At 61.2% G+C, this 16,735-nt stretch carries 19 protein-coding genes and 1 pseudogene; 13 read left to right on the top strand and 7 right to left on the bottom strand.

Going from position 1 to position 16,735, the window contains the following annotated elements:
• Nucleotides 1-125 precede the first annotated feature (125 nt).
• The 9 genes and pseudogenes from NKH57_RS31330 to NKH57_RS31290 all read left to right on the top strand — a co-directional run bounded on the left by NKH57_RS31330 (nucleotide 126) and on the right by NKH57_RS31290 (nucleotide 6,974).
• On the top strand, nucleotides 126-485 hold the full coding sequence (locus tag NKH57_RS31330; protein WP_352605153.1) for a hypothetical protein: 360 nt from the start codon (nucleotides 126-128) through the stop codon (nucleotides 483-485).
• Nucleotides 486-606: 121 nt separating this feature from the next.
• Entirely contained in the window at nucleotides 607-1,527 is a 921-nt protein-coding gene (locus NKH57_RS31325; RefSeq protein ID WP_352950082.1) for a DMT family transporter, read from the top strand.
• Nucleotides 1,528-1,583: 56 nt separating this feature from the next.
• Nucleotides 1,584-2,201: pseudogene (gene mobA, locus NKH57_RS31320) on the top strand (molybdenum cofactor guanylyltransferase MobA); the annotation flags it as partial.
• Nucleotides 2,202-2,210: 9 nt separating this feature from the next.
• Entirely contained in the window at nucleotides 2,211-2,720 is a 510-nt protein-coding gene (gene mobB / locus NKH57_RS31315; RefSeq protein ID WP_352950086.1) for a molybdopterin-guanine dinucleotide biosynthesis protein B, read from the top strand.
• A gap of 157 nt (nucleotides 2,721-2,877) precedes the next feature.
• Nucleotides 2,878-3,663, top strand: coding sequence for an ABC transporter substrate-binding protein (locus tag NKH57_RS31310; protein WP_352950080.1), 786 nt, complete (start codon nucleotides 2,878-2,880; stop codon nucleotides 3,661-3,663).
• Nucleotides 3,664-3,743: 80 nt separating this feature from the next.
• Nucleotides 3,744-4,463, top strand: coding sequence for an ABC transporter permease (locus tag NKH57_RS31305; protein ID WP_352834398.1), 720 nt, complete (start codon nucleotides 3,744-3,746; stop codon nucleotides 4,461-4,463).
• Entirely contained in the window at nucleotides 4,460-5,281 is an 822-nt protein-coding gene (locus tag NKH57_RS31300) for an ABC transporter permease (protein WP_352605147.1), read from the top strand. The genes NKH57_RS31305 and NKH57_RS31300 overlap by 4 nt, the downstream gene beginning before the upstream one ends.
• 112 nt (nucleotides 5,282-5,393) lie before the next feature.
• Entirely contained in the window at nucleotides 5,394-6,263 is an 870-nt protein-coding gene (locus tag NKH57_RS31295) for an NAD(P)-dependent oxidoreductase (RefSeq protein WP_352950077.1), read from the top strand.
• Nucleotides 6,264-6,272: 9 nt separating this feature from the next.
• Nucleotides 6,273-6,974, top strand: coding sequence for a DNA alkylation repair protein (locus NKH57_RS31290; protein WP_352729702.1), 702 nt, complete (start codon nucleotides 6,273-6,275; stop codon nucleotides 6,972-6,974).
• Nucleotides 6,975-7,033: 59 nt separating this feature from the next.
• Here NKH57_RS31290 and NKH57_RS31285 read toward each other — a convergent pair whose 3' ends face one another.
• Nucleotides 7,034-8,389 (bottom strand): DUF7986 domain-containing protein, encoded by a 1,356-nt coding sequence (locus tag NKH57_RS31285; RefSeq protein ID WP_352834408.1) that lies wholly within the window; start codon nucleotides 8,387-8,389, stop codon nucleotides 7,034-7,036.
• A gap of 311 nt (nucleotides 8,390-8,700) precedes the next feature.
• Between NKH57_RS31285 and NKH57_RS31280 the strand changes: the two genes are divergently transcribed.
• Nucleotides 8,701-9,267: a DUF3299 domain-containing protein gene (locus tag NKH57_RS31280; protein ID WP_502907356.1), complete on the top strand. Its 567-nt coding sequence runs from the start codon at nucleotides 8,701-8,703 to the stop codon at nucleotides 9,265-9,267.
• Between the two features lie 28 nt (nucleotides 9,268-9,295).
• Here NKH57_RS31280 and NKH57_RS31275 read toward each other — a convergent pair whose 3' ends face one another.
• The 4 genes from NKH57_RS31275 to NKH57_RS31260 form a co-directional block, all read right to left on the bottom strand.
• Nucleotides 9,296-9,787 carry an Lrp/AsnC family transcriptional regulator gene (locus NKH57_RS31275; protein ID WP_023759182.1) on the bottom strand — a complete coding sequence of 164 codons (492 nt, stop codon included), beginning with the start codon at nucleotides 9,785-9,787 and terminating at the stop codon, nucleotides 9,296-9,298.
• Between the two features lie 206 nt (nucleotides 9,788-9,993).
• A complete protein-coding gene (locus NKH57_RS31270) occupies nucleotides 9,994-10,674 on the bottom strand; it encodes a uracil-DNA glycosylase family protein (RefSeq protein ID WP_352950072.1) in 681 nt (226 codons plus the stop codon).
• Nucleotides 10,614-11,225 carry a glutathione S-transferase gene (locus tag NKH57_RS31265; protein WP_352729712.1) on the bottom strand — a complete coding sequence of 204 codons (612 nt, stop codon included), beginning with the start codon at nucleotides 11,223-11,225 and terminating at the stop codon, nucleotides 10,614-10,616. The genes NKH57_RS31270 and NKH57_RS31265 overlap by 61 nt, the downstream gene beginning before the upstream one ends.
• A 43-nt stretch (nucleotides 11,226-11,268) precedes the next feature.
• Nucleotides 11,269-11,889 carry a thermonuclease family protein gene (locus NKH57_RS31260; RefSeq protein WP_352729714.1) on the bottom strand — a complete coding sequence of 207 codons (621 nt, stop codon included), beginning with the start codon at nucleotides 11,887-11,889 and terminating at the stop codon, nucleotides 11,269-11,271.
• 74 nt (nucleotides 11,890-11,963) lie between these two features.
• Between NKH57_RS31260 and NKH57_RS31255 the strand changes: the two genes are divergently transcribed.
• The gene (locus NKH57_RS31255) at nucleotides 11,964-13,484 is read left to right on the top strand and encodes a sensor histidine kinase (RefSeq protein ID WP_023759186.1); all 1,521 of its coding nucleotides are present in this window, start codon (nucleotides 11,964-11,966) and stop codon (nucleotides 13,482-13,484) included.
• Between the two features lie 32 nt (nucleotides 13,485-13,516).
• Here the strand turns inward: NKH57_RS31255 and NKH57_RS31250 are convergent, their stop codons facing one another.
• A complete protein-coding gene (locus tag NKH57_RS31250; RefSeq protein WP_352950084.1) occupies nucleotides 13,517-14,515 on the bottom strand; it encodes a nicotinate-nucleotide--dimethylbenzimidazole phosphoribosyltransferase in 999 nt (332 codons plus the stop codon).
• Nucleotides 14,516-14,712: 197 nt separating this feature from the next.
• On the opposite strand from NKH57_RS31250, the gene NKH57_RS31245 reads away from it, so the two are divergent.
• Together NKH57_RS31245 and NKH57_RS31240 are read left to right on the top strand one after the other, a co-directional pair.
• Nucleotides 14,713-14,946: a DUF1289 domain-containing protein gene (locus NKH57_RS31245; RefSeq protein WP_031260174.1), complete on the top strand. Its 234-nt coding sequence runs from the start codon at nucleotides 14,713-14,715 to the stop codon at nucleotides 14,944-14,946.
• A gap of 7 nt (nucleotides 14,947-14,953) precedes the next feature.
• Nucleotides 14,954-15,658, top strand: a complete 705-nt coding sequence (locus tag NKH57_RS31240) for a TIGR02281 family clan AA aspartic protease (protein WP_023759190.1) — start codon at nucleotides 14,954-14,956, stop codon at nucleotides 15,656-15,658.
• Between the two features lie 16 nt (nucleotides 15,659-15,674).
• Here the strand turns inward: NKH57_RS31240 and dusA are convergent, their stop codons facing one another.
• The gene (dusA, locus tag NKH57_RS31235; protein WP_352950069.1) at nucleotides 15,675-16,673 is read right to left on the bottom strand and encodes a tRNA dihydrouridine(20/20a) synthase DusA; all 999 of its coding nucleotides are present in this window, start codon (nucleotides 16,671-16,673) and stop codon (nucleotides 15,675-15,677) included.
• Nucleotides 16,674-16,735 lie beyond the last annotated feature (62 nt).

The raw sequence follows: 16,735 nt of genomic DNA, 5'->3' as shown, positions 1-16,735 counted from the left end.
CCTTGCCCAGCATGAAGGTTGAATCAGATTTGCACGCCTAAGGGAATCCCACGCCGATTCAGCCTCAATTCATTCCGCTCTAGCCTTCCGCTTGGGACGGTTTCATCCAACAGGGGGAATAGACCATGGGCAAACTCCTTCTCTCTCTTGCATTGCTTGGCCTCGCTTCCGTGCCAGCGGCCGCCCAGTCGATCGGCGGCACCTATACGGTCGCCGGCACCAACTTCGACGGCTCGGCCTATGGCGGCGAGGCAACCATCGCGCTGACCAGCGGAACGACCTGCACGATCCACTGGGAGACGGGCGGCTCGTCTTCCGACGGCATCTGCATGCGCAACGATGACGCCTTCTCCGCCGGCTATGTCATGGACAAGGATATCGGCCTTGTCGTCTACAAGGTGATGGACGACGGCTCCCTGCACGGCCTGTGGACGATCGCCGGCAAGGAAGGCAATGGCACCGAGGTGCTGACGCCGAAGAAGTAAGTTCTGCCGCCATTGCAGGCGATCTCCAGGGCCACAAACGAGGCTGTGGCCCAGCCCTTTGTTATTGCTGTTTCATGCCCGGCTGTTACAGGCTTGCTGCAAAACAGAACCGGTAGTCGTCTTGCCCCTGTCTCCAAATCTTCGCGGCGCGTTGTTCATGGTGGTGGCGATGGCCGGCTTCACCCTCAACGACGCCATCACCAAATACTCGTCGCAATCGATGAACATGGCGCAAGTCATGTTGATCCGCGGTGCGTTCGCTTCGCTCTTCGTCGGCTTGCTCGCCTGGCAGCGCGGCGCGCTTGCCCGCCCCGGGTCGATGCTGCAGCCGCTGGTGGCCATGCGCGTGATCAGCGAAGCCGGCGCAACGGTGAGTTTTCTCGTCGCCCTCGCCCATTTGCCGATCGCCAATGTTTCGGCAGTGCTGCAGGCGCTGCCGCTGGCGGTGACGATGGGCGCGGCACTCGTCTTCGGCGAGGCTGTCGGCTGGCGGCGATGGCTGGCCATCGCCGTCGGATTTGGTGGCGTGCTGATCATCGTGCGGCCAGGCTTCTCAGGCTTCAGCATCTACTCGCTGTCGGCGCTGGCCAGCGTCGCTTGTTGTGCGGTGCGCGATCTCAGCACCAAGCGGATTCCCAAGGCTATTCCCACCCTGCTGGTGTCGACCGCGACCGCGCTTGCCATGACCATGGTCGGCGCGGCGCTGTTGTTGCCGATGGGGGGCTGGACACCGATGACGGGCAACAGCACCGCCCTGTTGGCCCTGGCTGCCGTGCTGGTGCTTATCGGTTACCAGTTCATCATCATGGCGATGCGCTCGGGCGACATCTCCTTCATCGCGCCGTTCCGCTATACGGCCCTGATCTGGTCGATCCTGCTTGGGCTGTTCATCTTCGCCGATATTCCAGATCTGCCGATGATCGTCGGCGCCACCATCATCATCGGCTCCGGCCTCTATGCGCTTTACCGCGAACGAGTGGTCGGCAGGCGAAAGATCGTCGCCGAAAGCACCGGACCGGCCATGGTTCCCGACGGAATCTAGCCAAGCCATTTGAAGGTTCTTGTGATTTTCGGCGGCAGGCGTACAGGCTCGATGGCATGAAGCGAGATGTTGCGGGGATCATTCTGGCCGGCGGCCAGTCGAGACGGATGGGCGGTGGCGACAAGAGCCTGTTGCCACTTGGCAGCGGTTGCGTACTCGACCAGGTCATCTCGCGCTTTGGCCCGCAGATCGGTCCTCTCGCGCTTAGCGCCAACGGCGATCCGGCACGGTTCTCGCGCTTTGGACTGCCGGTGCTTGCCGACACGGTGACCGGCTTTGCCGGGCCGCTTGCTGGAATCCTGACCGGCCTCGAATGGACCGCGGCCAACACGGCTTGCAAGGCGATCGTCACCGCTGCCGGCGACACGCCCTTCCTGCCGCTGGATCTTGTCGAGCGACTGGCGGCCGCCACCGATCAAAGTCCAGCTTCGATTGCCGTCGCTTGCTCTGGTGGCAAGCGGCACCCGACCTTCGCGCTCTGGCCGACGGACTGTCGCGACGCCCTGCGGCACTTTCTGGTCGATGAAGATATCAGGCGGGTTTCGGCTTTCATTGACCGGCACGGCTTCGTCGAGGTGGAATTCCCGCTTCTTCAATCGGCGGGCCACCCGGTCGACCCTTTCTTCAACATCAACCAGCCTGATGATCTTGTCGCTGCCGAAGGTCTGTTGCAGCATGAAATCGTGAACAGACGCGTCTTCGGCATCACCGGTTGGAAAAACTCCGGCAAGACGACATTGACCGAAAAGCTGGTCGCCGAACTCGTTCGGCGCGGCTGGAAAGTGTCGACGGTGAAACACGCTCACCACGATTTCGACATCGACAAGCCGGGTGCCGACAGCTACCGCCATAGGCAGGCCGGCGCCACGGAAGTCGCGATCGTGTCGGGAACCCGCTGGGCGCTGATGCACGAACTGCGCGATGAGGATGAGCCGACGCTGGAGGTGATTCTATCACGGCTCGCGCCTTGCGACCTGGTGCTGGTCGAGGGCTACAAGCGCGAGGCCCACCGCAAGATCGAAGCCCGCCGGCTGGACGCGAAAGACCACACGCCGCTTTCGGCAAGTGACCCCAACATCGTCGCCGTCGCCGCCGATTTTGCGGCTGAAGGCGGTCCCCTGCCGGTGTTCGATCTCGACGATGCAAAGTCGATAGCCGACTTCATCGAGCGCACGACTGGGCTCGTTGCTTGAGCGCTGACGCAGCGGCAGAATAGCCTTCCCCGTTTTTGCGGTTTTGCAGTTGCTTTTTTCTCGGAAAGAGTGGGAGTATCGCGCCAGCGGGCGGCCAAAAGCACCGCCCCACAGAGCCGTTTGGAACGACGGCCGGGACCATAAAGAGAGGATTATCATGCGTATTGCACTGCGTATCGCGCTCGCCGCTTCGGCCGCGCTGTTGACGCTCGGCGTAGCCCAGGCCCAGGAAAAGACCCTGAGGATCGGCACCGAAGGCGCCTACCCGCCATTCAACAACCTCACCGCCGATGGCCAGCTCGTCGGCTTCGACATCGACATCGCCAAGGCGCTTTGTGACGAAATGAAGGTCAAGTGCACCTTCGTCGCCCAGGATTGGGACGGCATCATTCCCGCTCTTCAGGCCGGCAAGTTCGACGCTATCGTCGCCTCGATGTCGATCACTCCAGAGCGGATGGAGAAGGTCGACTTCTCGCACAAATACTACAACACGCCGTCGGCGCTCGCCGTGCCGAAGGACAGCACGCTGAAAGGCGTGACCAAGGAAGATCTCGCCGGCAAGACCATCGGCGTGGCCACCACCACCACGCATTTCAACTATGCCTCGAAGACCTACACCGACAGCACCGTCAAGGGCTATCCGAGCAGCCCCGAAGAGCAGGCAGATCTTGCCAATGGTCGTCTCGACGCAATCGAGGACGATATCGTCGTGCTGCAGCAGTGGCTGGATTCGCCCGATGGCGCATGCTGCAAGATCCTCGGCCAGCCGTCGCCGCAACCAGTCGAGATCTTCGGGCCAGGCGCCGGCATTGCCGTGCGCAAAGGCGAGACCGACCTGGTCAACAAGCTCAACACGGCCATCGACGCCATCCGCGCCAATGGAAAATACAAGGAAATCAACGACAAGTACTTCAAGTTCGACGTCTACGGCGCCGAGTCCTGATAAACTAGGGTGAAGACGGCGGGGAACTTCTCCGCCGTCTTTCTATTCGTTCGGGAACGCCGTGGAGATAAGATCTGTCGATGCCAGCCCAGAGCATATGGACACTTCTCAGTTGGGGACCCGATGGCTGGCTTGACGATATCGCCTATGGCGCACTGATCACCGTTGCGCTTGCCCTTGCCACGTTGCCAATCGGATTGACGATCGGCTTTTTCATTGCTCTTGCCAAGCAGTCCGAAGAACCATCGCTGCGCCTTGCCGCCAACATCTACACCACGGTCTTTCGCGGCCTGCCGGAACTGGTGACGCTTTTCCTGTTCTTCTTCGGCATGCCGATCCTGCTGCAGCATCTCGTCAGGTATTTCCGGCCGGACGCCACCATCGACGTCAACAGCTTCGTCGCCGGCATGATCGTGCTCGCGCTGATCTTCTCGTCCTATGCCAGCGAGGTTTTCCTCTCGGCCTTCCGCGCCATACCGAAGGGCCAATATGAGGGCGGCTACGCCATCGGGCTTTCCAACTGGCTGACCATGCGCAAGGTGATCGTGCCGCAACTGCTGCGCATCGCGTTTCCCGGACTGGAGAACTGCTGGCTAAGCCTACTCAAGGACACGTCCCTGGTATCGGTCGTCGGCTTGGCCGAGACGCTGCGCAATGCCAGCATTGCCGCCCGCGTCACCAAGCACGCTTTCCTGTTCTTCGGCGTGGCCTCGCTGGTGTTTCTCGGCCTCGCCGTCGTGTCGTCCTTTGCCACCGGTGCAATTTTGCGTTCGCTTGGCCGGCGGGAGGCGCAGCGATGAGCGCTACAGCCGCCATGGTCGAACGGCCGCCGCCCCAGGCGCGGGGTTGGCCGCGCAGGCGTATCGCCGGTTATGCGCTGGTCTGCCTGTGGATCCTATTCGGCGCTGGCATCGTCAGCTATCTGGTCATTGCCTGGAATGCCGATTTCTTCGCCAAATATGCGCCCGCCTATTTGCGAGGGCTTGGGGTAACGCTCGCGCTGGTTTCCATATCGATGGTGCTCGGCGCAATGCTTTCGGTGCCTGTCGCCTATGGGCGCATGTCCAGCAACCGGATTCTGTCCGGCCTCGCCTATTGCTATGTCTATTTCTTCCGTGGCACGCCGCTGCTGGTTCAGACCTATCTAGTCTATTATGGATTAGGCTCGTTCAGGGTCGAACTGCAGTCGGTTGGCCTCTGGGATTTTTTCAAGGACGCGTTCAATTGCGGCGTCTTTGCCTTTTCGCTCAACACCGCCGCCTACCAGGCCGAGATTCTACGCGGCGCCATCGAGAGCGTGCCTCGTGGGCAATGGGAAGGGGCAGCATCGCTCGGCCTGCACAAACTGCAGACATTGCGCAAGATCATCCTGCCCCAAGCCTTGATCGTCGCCTTGCGGCCCTATGGCAATGAACTGATCCTGATGGTCAAGGCGTCCGCCATCGTCGCCATCATCACGGTCTATGATCTGATGGGCAATGCAAAGCTCGCCTTCGCCAACTCGTTCGACATTCAGGCCTATATCTGGGTCGCTCTCGTCTATCTGGTGATGGTCGAGATCTTGCGCCATGGCGTTGAATGGATCGAGCGCCGGATCACCGTTCACCTGAAACGCTGACCATTTTCAAATTGGCTGCACCAGTCGATCTGGTCACACGCGTCTTGACGAATTGGGCGCAGGGCCTAGAGCTTTCGCAGCAAATTCCGTTTCCATTCTGAAGGGTAAGCTCATGGCATCCGTTGCATTTCTCGGTCTTGGCGTGATGGGCTATCCAATGGCCGGGCACTTGAGGAACAAGGGTGGGCACGACGTCACCGTCTACAACCGCACCAAGGCCAAGGCCGAGCATTGGGTAGGCCAGCACGGCGGCAGCCTTGCGGCGACGCCGGCGCAGGCCGCCGAGGGCAAGGATTTTGTCTTTTCCTGCGTCGGCAATGACGACGATTTGCGTTCGGTGACGACGGGCGCGGACGGAGCCTTCCAGACGATGAAGAAGGGTTCGGTCTTCATCGACAACACCACGGCCTCGGCCGAGGTCGCACGCGAACTGGCGGCGGCGGCGCAAGCACGCGGCTTTTCGTTCCTCGACGCGCCGGTCTCCGGTGGCCAGGCCGGCGCCGAGAATGGCCTCCTGACCGTCATGGTCGGTGGCGAGCAGGACGCTTTCGACAGAGCCAGGCCCGTCATAGATGCCTTTGCCCGCATGGTTGGCTTGATGGGGTCGGCCGGTGCTGGCCAGCTCACCAAGATGATCAACCAGATCGCCATCGCCGGTCTCGTGCAGGGGCTGGCCGAAGGCATCCATTTCGGTAAGAAGGCCGGGCTCGATATCGAGAAGGTGATCGAGGTCATCTCCAAGGGTGCGGCTGGTTCCTGGCAGATGGAGAACCGGCATAAGACGATGAATGCCGGCAAGTATGATTTCGGCTTCGCCGTCGATTGGATGCGTAAGGACCTTGGCATCTGCCTGGCGGAAGCCGACCGCAACGGTGCCAAATTGCCGGTGACCGCGCTTGTCGATCAGTTCTACAAGGATGTGCAGGCAATGGGCGGCAAGCGCTGGGACACGTCCTCGCTGCTGGCGCGGCTGGAAAAATAGGTTTCTGCGATGGCGGAACTCTCGCCTCAATCCAGTGCCGCGGAAATTGTCGACCATCTGCGCGCCATTGGCTCGCAGGAGAACCGCCTCGGCATGTTGCGCTACGGCATCAGGATCGACCGCGCCCTTGGCATAACGCATGGCGTACAGCGGCAGATCGCCAGGAAGATCAAACGCAACCACGAGCGCGCCTTCGAGCTGTGGGAGACGGGTATCGTGGAGGCGCAGTTCATCGCTTCCGTCACGGCTGATCCGAAACGGTTTTCTGCTGGAGATGCAAGAAGATGGGCGGCCAGTTTCGACTCATGGGACATCGTCGATGGCGTCTCGGATCTCTTTGTCGATACGGACGCCTGGAAGGAACTGATCGGCGAGTTCGCGGCCGACGAACGGGAATTCGTTCGGCGCACGGCCTTTGCGATGATGGCATGGTCTGCCGTTCACCGGAAGAAAGAACCAGAGACAAGCTTCCTCGCCTTCCTGCCGATCATCGAAGCGCATGCCACCGACAGCCGCAATTTCGTGAAGAAAGCCGTGAACTGGGCGCTTCGATCGATCGGCAAACGATCGATGGCTATGCACGGCGCCGCGCTTGCCGTCGCCGAACGACTGGCGCAGTCGACCGATAGGACCGCGCGCTGGATCGGCAAGGACGCTGTCAACGAACTTTCCAATGCCAAGACGTTCGAGCGGATCGCCAAGAAAGGCTGACGCGTGACGCGATCAGTTCGCGCCGATGGTGCATCGATGGATGAGCATATGGCAGCGCACTATTGACGCAGGTCCCGAAGGCCGAGCTCTTTCCAAATCCATTCAAAACTATAGGTAGCCATCGGATTGACAGGGTCTGGTTGTTTGGCTGTCTGGTTTTCGAGATACTTCAGCCAATCGGCGACCTTTCGGCGGCCGGCCGGGGTTTTGGCGGCCTGACGCGGTGTTTTGTTCCCCAACATTGCGACGGGCTGATCAAGAGTTTCCAGATAATGCCGATCCAAGAACTCGTGAACGCCCTGTTCGGCGATTTCTGGTGGCGCACTCGATGACGGCGTTTCGACATGCTTGCCAGATCGTTCGGCCAACATCTGCTCGACAGTGCGGATTTCAGTGAGGGGGGTCCGCGCTAGATCGCCGAGGGCTTGGCGAACCAAGGCCGTCCCTCTTGCAGCTCGCTCTGCGGAGTTGGTGGACAGATGGAGGAAGCGCCCCTTCAGTTCGGCATTGCCCAGCACACACGAACCGCTATCCGCCGTGATGTCGATTGTAGGTGCCTTCGCCGCTTTTGGCTTGTCTCTGCCTTGTGGTGTCTCTTCCAGCCAGTTCCAGAAGTTCGCGTTTTCTTGTGACATCCCCCGAATGGTGTTCAATCGAGAAGCAATCTCTTCCGGCGCCACGCCCGATGCCAAGGGAAAGCGGACATCATGGAATACGATGTCATCGCCATCGCTATTTCGTAGCGTCGGCCTCTCCATCATCCTATTGAGGGTGTCAAACAACCATGACAGTGTGAACATGGATGCCGCCGCCTGCAGCTCTTCATTCCTCAACGCGGGCAGCTTCTTTGCATTTCTTTTCCCGAACGCGCCGCGCAGTCCGTCGAACAATGCTTCCGTAGCCTGCGGCGTGAACGGCAAGACACCGCCCGCAAGGACGTTTTTGCCCATGACAGGCACGACCCGTGCAGCGATCTTATCCCACTGTTTCAACATCTTCGTGGCGGTGCCCTCGCTAACGTTGATAGGTTCACCTCCGCGGATAAGGTCACGCGCCACAAGAGATTGTCCAGGCACGACGTTGCTTACTTCATACAGGCTCATGACGGACGTCCGTAACGCCATCATATAAGCCTTGGATTGCGCATTTTCCTTCCAGCCTCGACGCTTGACATAGTCATCGACGATGTTGCCGGGTTCACCCTCGAAGTCCAGGCTCAGAAAGTCCTCGAAGGCGCAGCCCCAAACGGTCATTGCCCAAACCTCGCCGAGGATTTCGGTGAGGTCTTCGAAATCCATGTCGTAGGCTTCGAGAACTGGGCCGAAATGGTCGTCGAGCACCTCTTCGAAACATTCGCGCCATTGCTCACGGGTAAGGAATTTCATCAGCCCCTTGAGATCATCGCTGGCTGGCATGGTACTTCTCCATGTTCTGGCGAGGTCGGTGGACACGGACGCGCACGGTTCGCATCCTATGGCCGATCTATTTTCTGCTCCGCAGTCGCGACCGGGCAAGCCATTTTCGGCTCTTTCCCAAGCAATTTATTCGTGTCCCGTTTCCCGCGAGGTCGCTGGCAAGGCCCCGATAGCGCTACCCCACAACGGCGATCGAATTGCGAGCGAGAATGTGGATTGATGGCGCAGCGCGATCCGGGATCTGCAAAAATGCGCTCGAATCACGACGGTTTGACTCGATGCGGGCAGCAGCTTGGCGAAGAATGGAGTCCATGAACAATTGCCTCAAATCAGTTGCGGTCCTGGCTGCGGCATTTGCTGTTTCCATCGGCGATGCCTCGGCGGAGACCGCGCACATATTCTGGAAGGATCTGCGCCCTGCTGCGCAAGCGGCCGCTGAAAACGTCGGGTTGCCGATGATCGCGGCAAAATTGCCGGACCACGGCGAGACGCTATCCCTCGATCTGCAGGACAAAAGCATTCAGTTGGCCGGCTATGCATTGCCCGTCGATCGCGACGGCGACCTTGTCTATCAGTTCCTGCTGGTGCCGTGGACTGGCGCATGCAGCCACATGCCGACGCCACCGCCCAACCAGATCGTACTGGTCACACCTGCTCACCCCTACAAGATGTCGGAAGCTTATCAGCCGGTCGCTGTCACCGGTGCGCTGAAGCCGGAGATGGAGAAGAGCCAGCTGTTCATTCTCGACGGCGTCAGCGTCATCCAGTCGGGCTACAGCGTCCGCAAGGCAGAGGTCGTCGCTGCCGACAGCGTGCCGGACACAGTCACGCTGCCAGTAAATTCTCCCTGGAGTTTCCTCAACAAAAAGAAAGATTAAGCGGAAAAACCTTGCGCAAGGGGTCAGCTCAGGCAGCGTTGGCGCCCGACTCCTTGTCCAGCACCATGTAGTCAAGCGGGATTTCCGTGGTGTACTTGATCTGCTCCATGGCGAAGGACGACGACACGTCGCGAATCTCGATCTTGGCGATCAGCCGTTTGTAGAACGCGTCATAGGCGGCGATGTCCGGAACCACGACGCGCAAGAGATAGTCGACGTCGCCGCTCATCCGGTAGAACTCGACCACTTCGGGAAACTCCTGGATGACTTCCGAGAAGCGCCTCAGCCACTCATGGCTATGCGAATTGGTGCGGATCGACACGAAGACGGTGACGCGCACATTGATCTTTTCATGGTCGAGAATGGCGACGCGCCGCTTGATAACGCCCTCTTCCTCGAGCTTCTGGATGCGCCGCCAGCAAGGCGTCGTCGACAGCCCGACTTTCTTGGCGACATCGGCGACCGCGAGTGTCGCGTCCTCCTGCAACAGGCGGAGAATTTTTCTATCGAGGCGATCCATTGCGTGCTCCCTGGGTGCATGTCGCCCAAAGTGTGAAGCGGTTTGGGACAACGACATGCGTAAAACAATAAAATCAAAGCGCGTCGCGTGCCCTCGGGCGCGACGCGCTTTGGGAATAGTTTGGCTATACTCCCCCTTATTTCGACCTTTCACAAGAAAGAAATTCTGCCAATCGGGCAAAAATCGGGTGATTTCTTGCCGAAAGGTCAACAAAGGCGATAGCGGATTTCCGACCGCAGGAAAGGCAGCAAATCCATTTCAAACCAGGGATTCCTCTTGAGCCAGCCGGTGTTTCGCCACGACGGATGGGGCAGCGGCAGCACTTTCGGCCCGACGGAATTCTCCCAGCGCGCGCGCCAGTCCATCACTGTTTGCGTCAATGAGGGCCGGCGCTCGGCACCCATGTGCCAGGACTGTGCATAGATGCCGATCGTCAGCACCAGGTCGATCCGTGGCATCAGAGCCATCAAGGGCGCGCGCCAGGCCGGTGCGCATTCGCGCCTCGGCGGCAGGTCTCCACCCTTGGCGTCCTGGCCGGGAAAGCAAAAGCCCATCGGCACGATCGCGAATTTTTCGATGTCGTAGAATTCGTCGCTCGTCACGCCCAGCCAGCTGCGCAGGCGGTCGCCGGAAGCATCGGTGAACGGCATGCCCGACAGGTGCACCTTGGTCCCCGGCGCCTGGCTGGCGATAAGGATGCGGGCGCTGGACGAGGGTCGCAGCACCGGACGCGGTTCGTGCGGCAACGGCTTGCCGACAGGATTCTCCACGCAGATGCGGCAAGCGCGAATCTTGGCAGTGAGCCTGTCGAGTTCGACAGTCATTTTCAGGCTGATGCGCTCGGACGACTGGAGACGGCTTGGTGCCAACGCAGCACATTTGTGCATTCATCCGGCATCTTGATGCGTGCCGGCTTCATGAAATCGACGGCGATCAGGCCGGTGATATCGGCGATCGAATAGCTGTCACCGGCGATGAATTCTCGATTGCCCAGCTCAACATCCAACAGCTTGAGGAACTGCACGGCCTTCGGCTTGTTGGCCTCGCCCCATTCGGGGATCTGCGGGATTTCCCATTCCTTCATGGCCGGATGGATGTGGCGAAACGCCTGCGTGACGCAGCTGAGCAAGTTGAACTCCATCCGTCGCTGCCACATCTCGACCTGCGCCTTGCCGAGTGCGCCACGGCCGAACAGGGCTGGTTCGGGATGCAGTTCCTCGAAATAGCGGCAGATGGCGACGGATTCGGTGATGATGGTGCCGTCGTCGAGCTCCAGCACCGGCAGGCGTTGCAAAGGATTGCGAGAGCTGATCGCCTGTTGCCTGTGCTCGAGAGCACCCATGTCGACGGCTACCTGCGGAACCGTGATGCCTTTTTCGGCGAGGAAAACGCGGACCCGTCGTGGATTGGGCGCCCGGCCACCGTCGAAGAGCTTCATCTCCATCCTCCCATTCGTTCGCGGTCCAATTACACGATGCGGATCACCAGAAGCGAAAAATCTCGCGCGCGGCGTCGCCAATCGATGCCAGTGCGCCATGCTTTCTCTCGACGACTTGGCCGTGATGGCTATCGCGCCAGTCCTGCGGCTGTTCGAACGTTCCGGCCCAGATGCCGGCCTTTCCCGCACGGGCCGTGGCTTCCTCGCTCTCGAAGTCGCCATAGGCAACCGCCCAACCCGCCTCGACCTGCGCCCGGTTGAGGTCCTTGCCGCCGGCGTTGCAGTTGCCGAGAAGCCGGCCATAGCGGTCACGCTGCCAGCCGGTACAGGAGACGGGCTGGCCGCCGATCAGGCGCACCAGCGACTGGCGCGCAAGCGTGCCGCAGGGATAGTCGGAGCCGTTCCTGCGGCAGGTCTGCGTATATTCCGGAGCATCGATGCCGCGCATACGGATGCGCTCGGCACCGAGCGTGATCGAATCGCCGTCATTGACGATAACCGCACCTTCCGTCCTGCGGGTCTCCACGCGGTCGAGGCGGGCCGCCAGCAGGATCAACAGCCCGAGAATGATGGCGGTAAGCCCGTAATCGACCAGCCGGCGCCACAGGCTTCGGGGTCGCGCAAAGTATGGTCGGCGCCGCCTTGGCGACCATGAACGGCTCATATGGCAAACGGTTGGTTAATCATTCGAACGTAGCTTAACACTTTGAAACCGCTGCTCGCATAATTGAAGTTTTGATGCCCTTGCAACGCTCGAACACAGCGGACAAGTTCATTGTGGACCGCAGGAAACCTCATCGCAACAGCGATGTGGCACGCGCGGTGCGCAAGACGCGTGACCGTCTTTCGCAGCAGGCAGGCAATCCCGATTTCGATCGCGAACTTCTGAAACTCCACGCCCGGGCGATGACCAGCGGCGCAATCGCAGTCCCGCTTCTCGTTCTGGTGATCGCGGCGGGTAGCCGGCTGGCCGGCGTCGGCAACGAGATCGGCCTCTGGGCCCTGTTCATGCTGACCTGCTACACCATCGTCGCCTTCATGGCGCGGCGCATCGAGCGCACTGAAGCTTCCGAGCTCAACCCTTTGCAAACACGACGGGAATTCCTGATCGGCCATTTCCTGTGCGGTCTCGGCTGGGCATGGTTCGTCCGGCTTGGCTGCAGCGTCTGCGCGGTCGACCCGTTCCACGTCGTCAAGGCCGTGGTGCTGTTGTTCGCCATGGCGGCGACCGCGGTGATGACCTCGTCCCTGGGCGGAGCGCTGTTGGCGACGTTTGCCGTCCCGGTGGCACTCTACGCTTATGGCGGCGTCAAGCTATGGATCCCGATCGAGGTAATCATGGCCGGGCTGCTGGTCGTGTCGCTGCCCTTCTTCGCCTATGTCGCCCGTCACCTCAACCGCTCGTCCCTGATGTTGTTGTCGTTCCGCTCCGAAAAGGACGCGCTGATCGCCGAACTGGAGACGGCGAAATCGATGTCGGACGAGGCGCGGCGGCGGGCCGAAGATGCCAATCTGGCGAAATCACGGTTCCTCGCCTCGATGAGCCATGAACTGCGCACACCGCTCAATGCCATTCTCGGTTTTTCCGAGGTGATGTCGAACGAGGTGCTGGGACCGATGAGCAACCCCACCTATCGCGACTACGCCCACGACGTGCACGAATCCGGCCAGCATCTACTCGACCTGATCAATGAGATCCTCGACCTGTCGCGCATCGAGGCTGGCCGCTACCAGCTCAATGAAGAGCCCGTGATGCTGCTCGGTATCGTCGAGGATTGCTGCCACATGATGGAGCTGAGGGCGCGCAATAAGGATATACGCATCGTCCAGGATTTCGAGCATGAATTGCCACGCTTGTTCGCCGATGAGCGGGCGGTGAGGCAGATCGCGCTCAACCTTCTGTCGAATGCCATCAAGTTCACCGGCACCGGAGGCGAGATTCGTGTCCGCGTCGGCTGGACGGCGGGCGGCGGGCAGTACATTTCGATCAAGGACAATGGGCCAGGCATACCGGAAGACGAGATTCCGATTGTGCTTTCCGCGTTCGGCCAGGGCTCGATCGCCATCAAGAGCGCCGAACAGGGAACCGGCCTTGGCCTTCCGATCGTGCAAGGGCTGCTCGCCATGCATGGTGGCGAGTTCGAACTTCATTCCAGGCTGCGCGAAGGGACAGAGGCGATAGCCATCTTCCCGCTGAGCCGGGTAATGGAAGAATTGCCGGCGCTGCCGACTGCGGCGGTAGCAGCTCGGCGGCGATAGTCGAAGCTGTTGAGATGCAGTGTGGCGGTTTCTTAGCCGCGCACCGCAGCCGCCATGCCCGAACTGGTCAGCGCGGCGGCCTTGACCAGACCCGCGGCAAGGGCGGCCCCTGCCCCTTCGCCATAACTGATGCCAAGATCAAGCAACGGGCGCAGGCCGAGGCGTTGAGCAGCCCGGGCGTGTGCGGGCTCTGGCGACAGGCTGGCAAGCAGGCAATGGCCGAGCGCGGCGGGGTTGGCGGTATGTAGCACCGCTGCGGCGGCCATCGCGGCAAGTCCGTCGAGCAGCACTGGGATCTTCTGCATGCGCGCGGCAAGGATGGCGCCGGCAATCGCTGCGAACTCACGGCCGCCGACCCGGCGCAGCACCTCGAGCGGGTCGCCGAGATGGCCACCGTGAAAGGCCAGCGCGGCATCGACCACGTCTGCCTTGCGAGCCTGCATCGTCGCATCGGCGCCCGACCCCGGGCCGACCCAGTCGATCCCCCTGCCCCCGAACAGCGCCGCAAACAGAGCTGCAGCGACCGTGGAGTTGCCGACGCCGAGATCGCCGAGGCACAAAAGATCGGTGCCGCCGGCGATCGCTTCCATGCCGAAAGCCATGGTGGCGGCGCAGCCGCGCTCGTCAAGCGCGGCATCACAGGTGATATCTGCTGTCGGAATGTGCAGGGCAAGATCGAAGACCTTCAGCCCGAGATCGTTGGCAATGCAGATCTGGTTGATCGCCGCACCTCCGGCCGCGCAAAGTTCGACCGCGTTGGCGGTCGCCGCCACCGGGCGTGGCGAAATGCCGTGGCGTGTGGCGCCGTGATTGCCGGCAAAGACCGCCATCAACGGTCTTGTCACGGCTGGCGGAACCCGCCCGCTCCAGGCGGCCAGCCACGCGGCGATATCCTCGATGCGGCCGAGCGAATTGCCTGGTTTGTCGGCCTTGGCGAACAGCGTGCGCACGCGGGCCTCGGCTGTCGTGTCGGCCGCCGGCAGATTGGCCAACAGGTTGCGAAAATCGTCGAAAGGCAGCGCGCTGGTCATCTCGTTGGCGATCATTCCCTGGAGTAGGTGAGCGGCATAGCCGCCTTGCGTCGTCGGCACAACCTCCTGGATCATGGTCCTGAATTTGTCGCAAAGCTGGCCGCCAAGGGCGCCATCGCAAGGGCTTGCATTGGCTCTGCGGTTGCACCATGTGGAGATGGAACGAGGATTCCGGATGGAAACCTCAAGAGAAAGTTATGACGGCCATAGAATCCCCGTGCATCCTGGTCTGTTCGATCGACATGAAAACCGGCTTCTGTTTCGGGTGCGGTCGCACGCGTGAGGAAATCGGTGCCTGGATCGGGATGACTCCGGAAACGCGCCGCAGCGTCATGGCCGAATTGCCGGCCCGGCTGGAAACGATCGAGCGCCGACCGCGCCGGGAAACGCGCCGCAGCCGCATGGCGCGCGAACGCGACGCGCTTTCGTGAGGTGCTAATGAGCCGGCTTTTCTGGATCCTGATGGCAGCGATCGGGGTGGGAGCAGTCCTGCTCATGCTCAACGATTCTGCCGGCAGTACGCTCGGCGTCGAGAACTACGATTTCAGCCGGCTGATCTGGCTTGGCGCCTTCGGCGTCCTGATCGGCGCCGGCCTGCTTCGCTCGGGCCGGCCGTTGGGCGCCATGGCCCGCAACCTCGGCGCCTGGGCGGCCATCGTGCTCGCGCTGATCGCCGGCTATCAATACCGCTATGAACTGCAGGATGTCGCCAGCCGCGTGACGGCAGGCCTGGTCCCCGGCAGCCCGCTGGCGCTCGGCGTCGAAGACGGTCACGCCACGGTGACGCTCGACAAGGCGGACAACGGCCATTTCGAAGCGCGTATCCTGGTCAACGGCAATCCGGTTCGAGCCATTGTCGATACCGGCGCGACCAGCACCGTGCTGACGTCGGAAGACGCGCAAGCCGCCGGATTCAATCCAGCTGCGCTCAACTACACCATTTCGGTCTCGACGGCCAACGGCGTGGCGCGTGCCGCGGCCGTGAGAACCGATCAGATTGCGATCGGCGGCATCACGCGCAAGGACATGCCGGTGATGATCGCCGCACCCGGCATGCTGAGCCAGAGCCTGCTTGGCATGAATTTCATCGGCTCGCTGTCGGGCTTCGATGTACGCGGCGACCGCATGATCCTCAGGGATTGAGCTCCGGCTCCCAGACTCAGGCCGCTTCGGCCTCCACTCCACTGAGCTCGACAGCCACAAAAGCCGTCTTCAGCACGTCCGGTCCGGCCCCGGGGCGGTTCGCCTCGGTGGACAGGATCTGGCGGTAGCGGCGCGCCCCGGGCAATCCGTGGAACAGTCCGACCATATGACGTGTGACATGGCCAAGCCGCCCGCCCTGCTCGATATGACGTGCCGCATAGTCCGCCATGACGTCGATCAGCGCGGCGAAGTCGAACGTCTCGGGCTTGGCGCCGTAGAAGGCGGCGTCCACGCCGGCCAGAATGCCGGGCGTGTGGTAGGCGGCGCGGCCAAGCATTGCGCCGTCGACATGACGGAGATGCGCCTGTGCCTCTTCAATCGACTGAATTCCGCCATTGATGCCAATGAATTTGTTCTGTTTTTTGGCCTTAAGCCGATAGACCCTGTCATAGTCGAGCGGCGGAACGTCGCGGTTTTCCTTGGGGCTCAGACCTTCGAGCCACGCCTTGCGCGCATGCACCCACAGCGCGTCGGCGCCAGCATCGAAAACACCATCCGTCAGCGCGTCGAGCGCCGGCTCCGGGTCCTGCTCGTCGACGCCAATGCGGCATTTGACGGTGACGGGAACTGTCACCGCTGCTTTCATCGCAGCGACGCAGTCGGCGACGAGGTCAGGCACCTTCATCAGGCAGGCGCCGAACGTACCCGACTGAACACGGTCCGACGGACAGCCGACATTGAGGTTGATCTCGTCATAACCAAAGGCCTCGCCGATGCGCGCCGCCTCGGCAAGCTTTTGCGGATCGGAGCCGCCGAGCTGCAACGCAACCGGATGTTCCGTCTCATCGAAGCCGAGAAGTCGCTCACGCGCACCATGGATGACGGCGTCGGCCACCACCATCTCGGTGTAGAGCAGCGCACGGTGCGTCAACTGACGGTGCAAGAACCGGCAATGCCGGTCCGTCCAGTCCATCATGGGTGCAACAGCCAGTCTATGGTCTTGATTTTTCAGCATTTTTTCTTTAACATCAATTTGGTAGACGCAAGCGCGGCCACGCCACTTTACGCCAGAATACG

The organism is Mesorhizobium sp. M1050 (assembly GCF_040318715.1).
Classification (GTDB): Bacteria; Pseudomonadota; Alphaproteobacteria; order Rhizobiales; family Rhizobiaceae; genus Mesorhizobium.
Note: the sequence above shows the minus strand (reverse complement) of the source record. Positions and strands in the feature narration are given on the sequence as shown.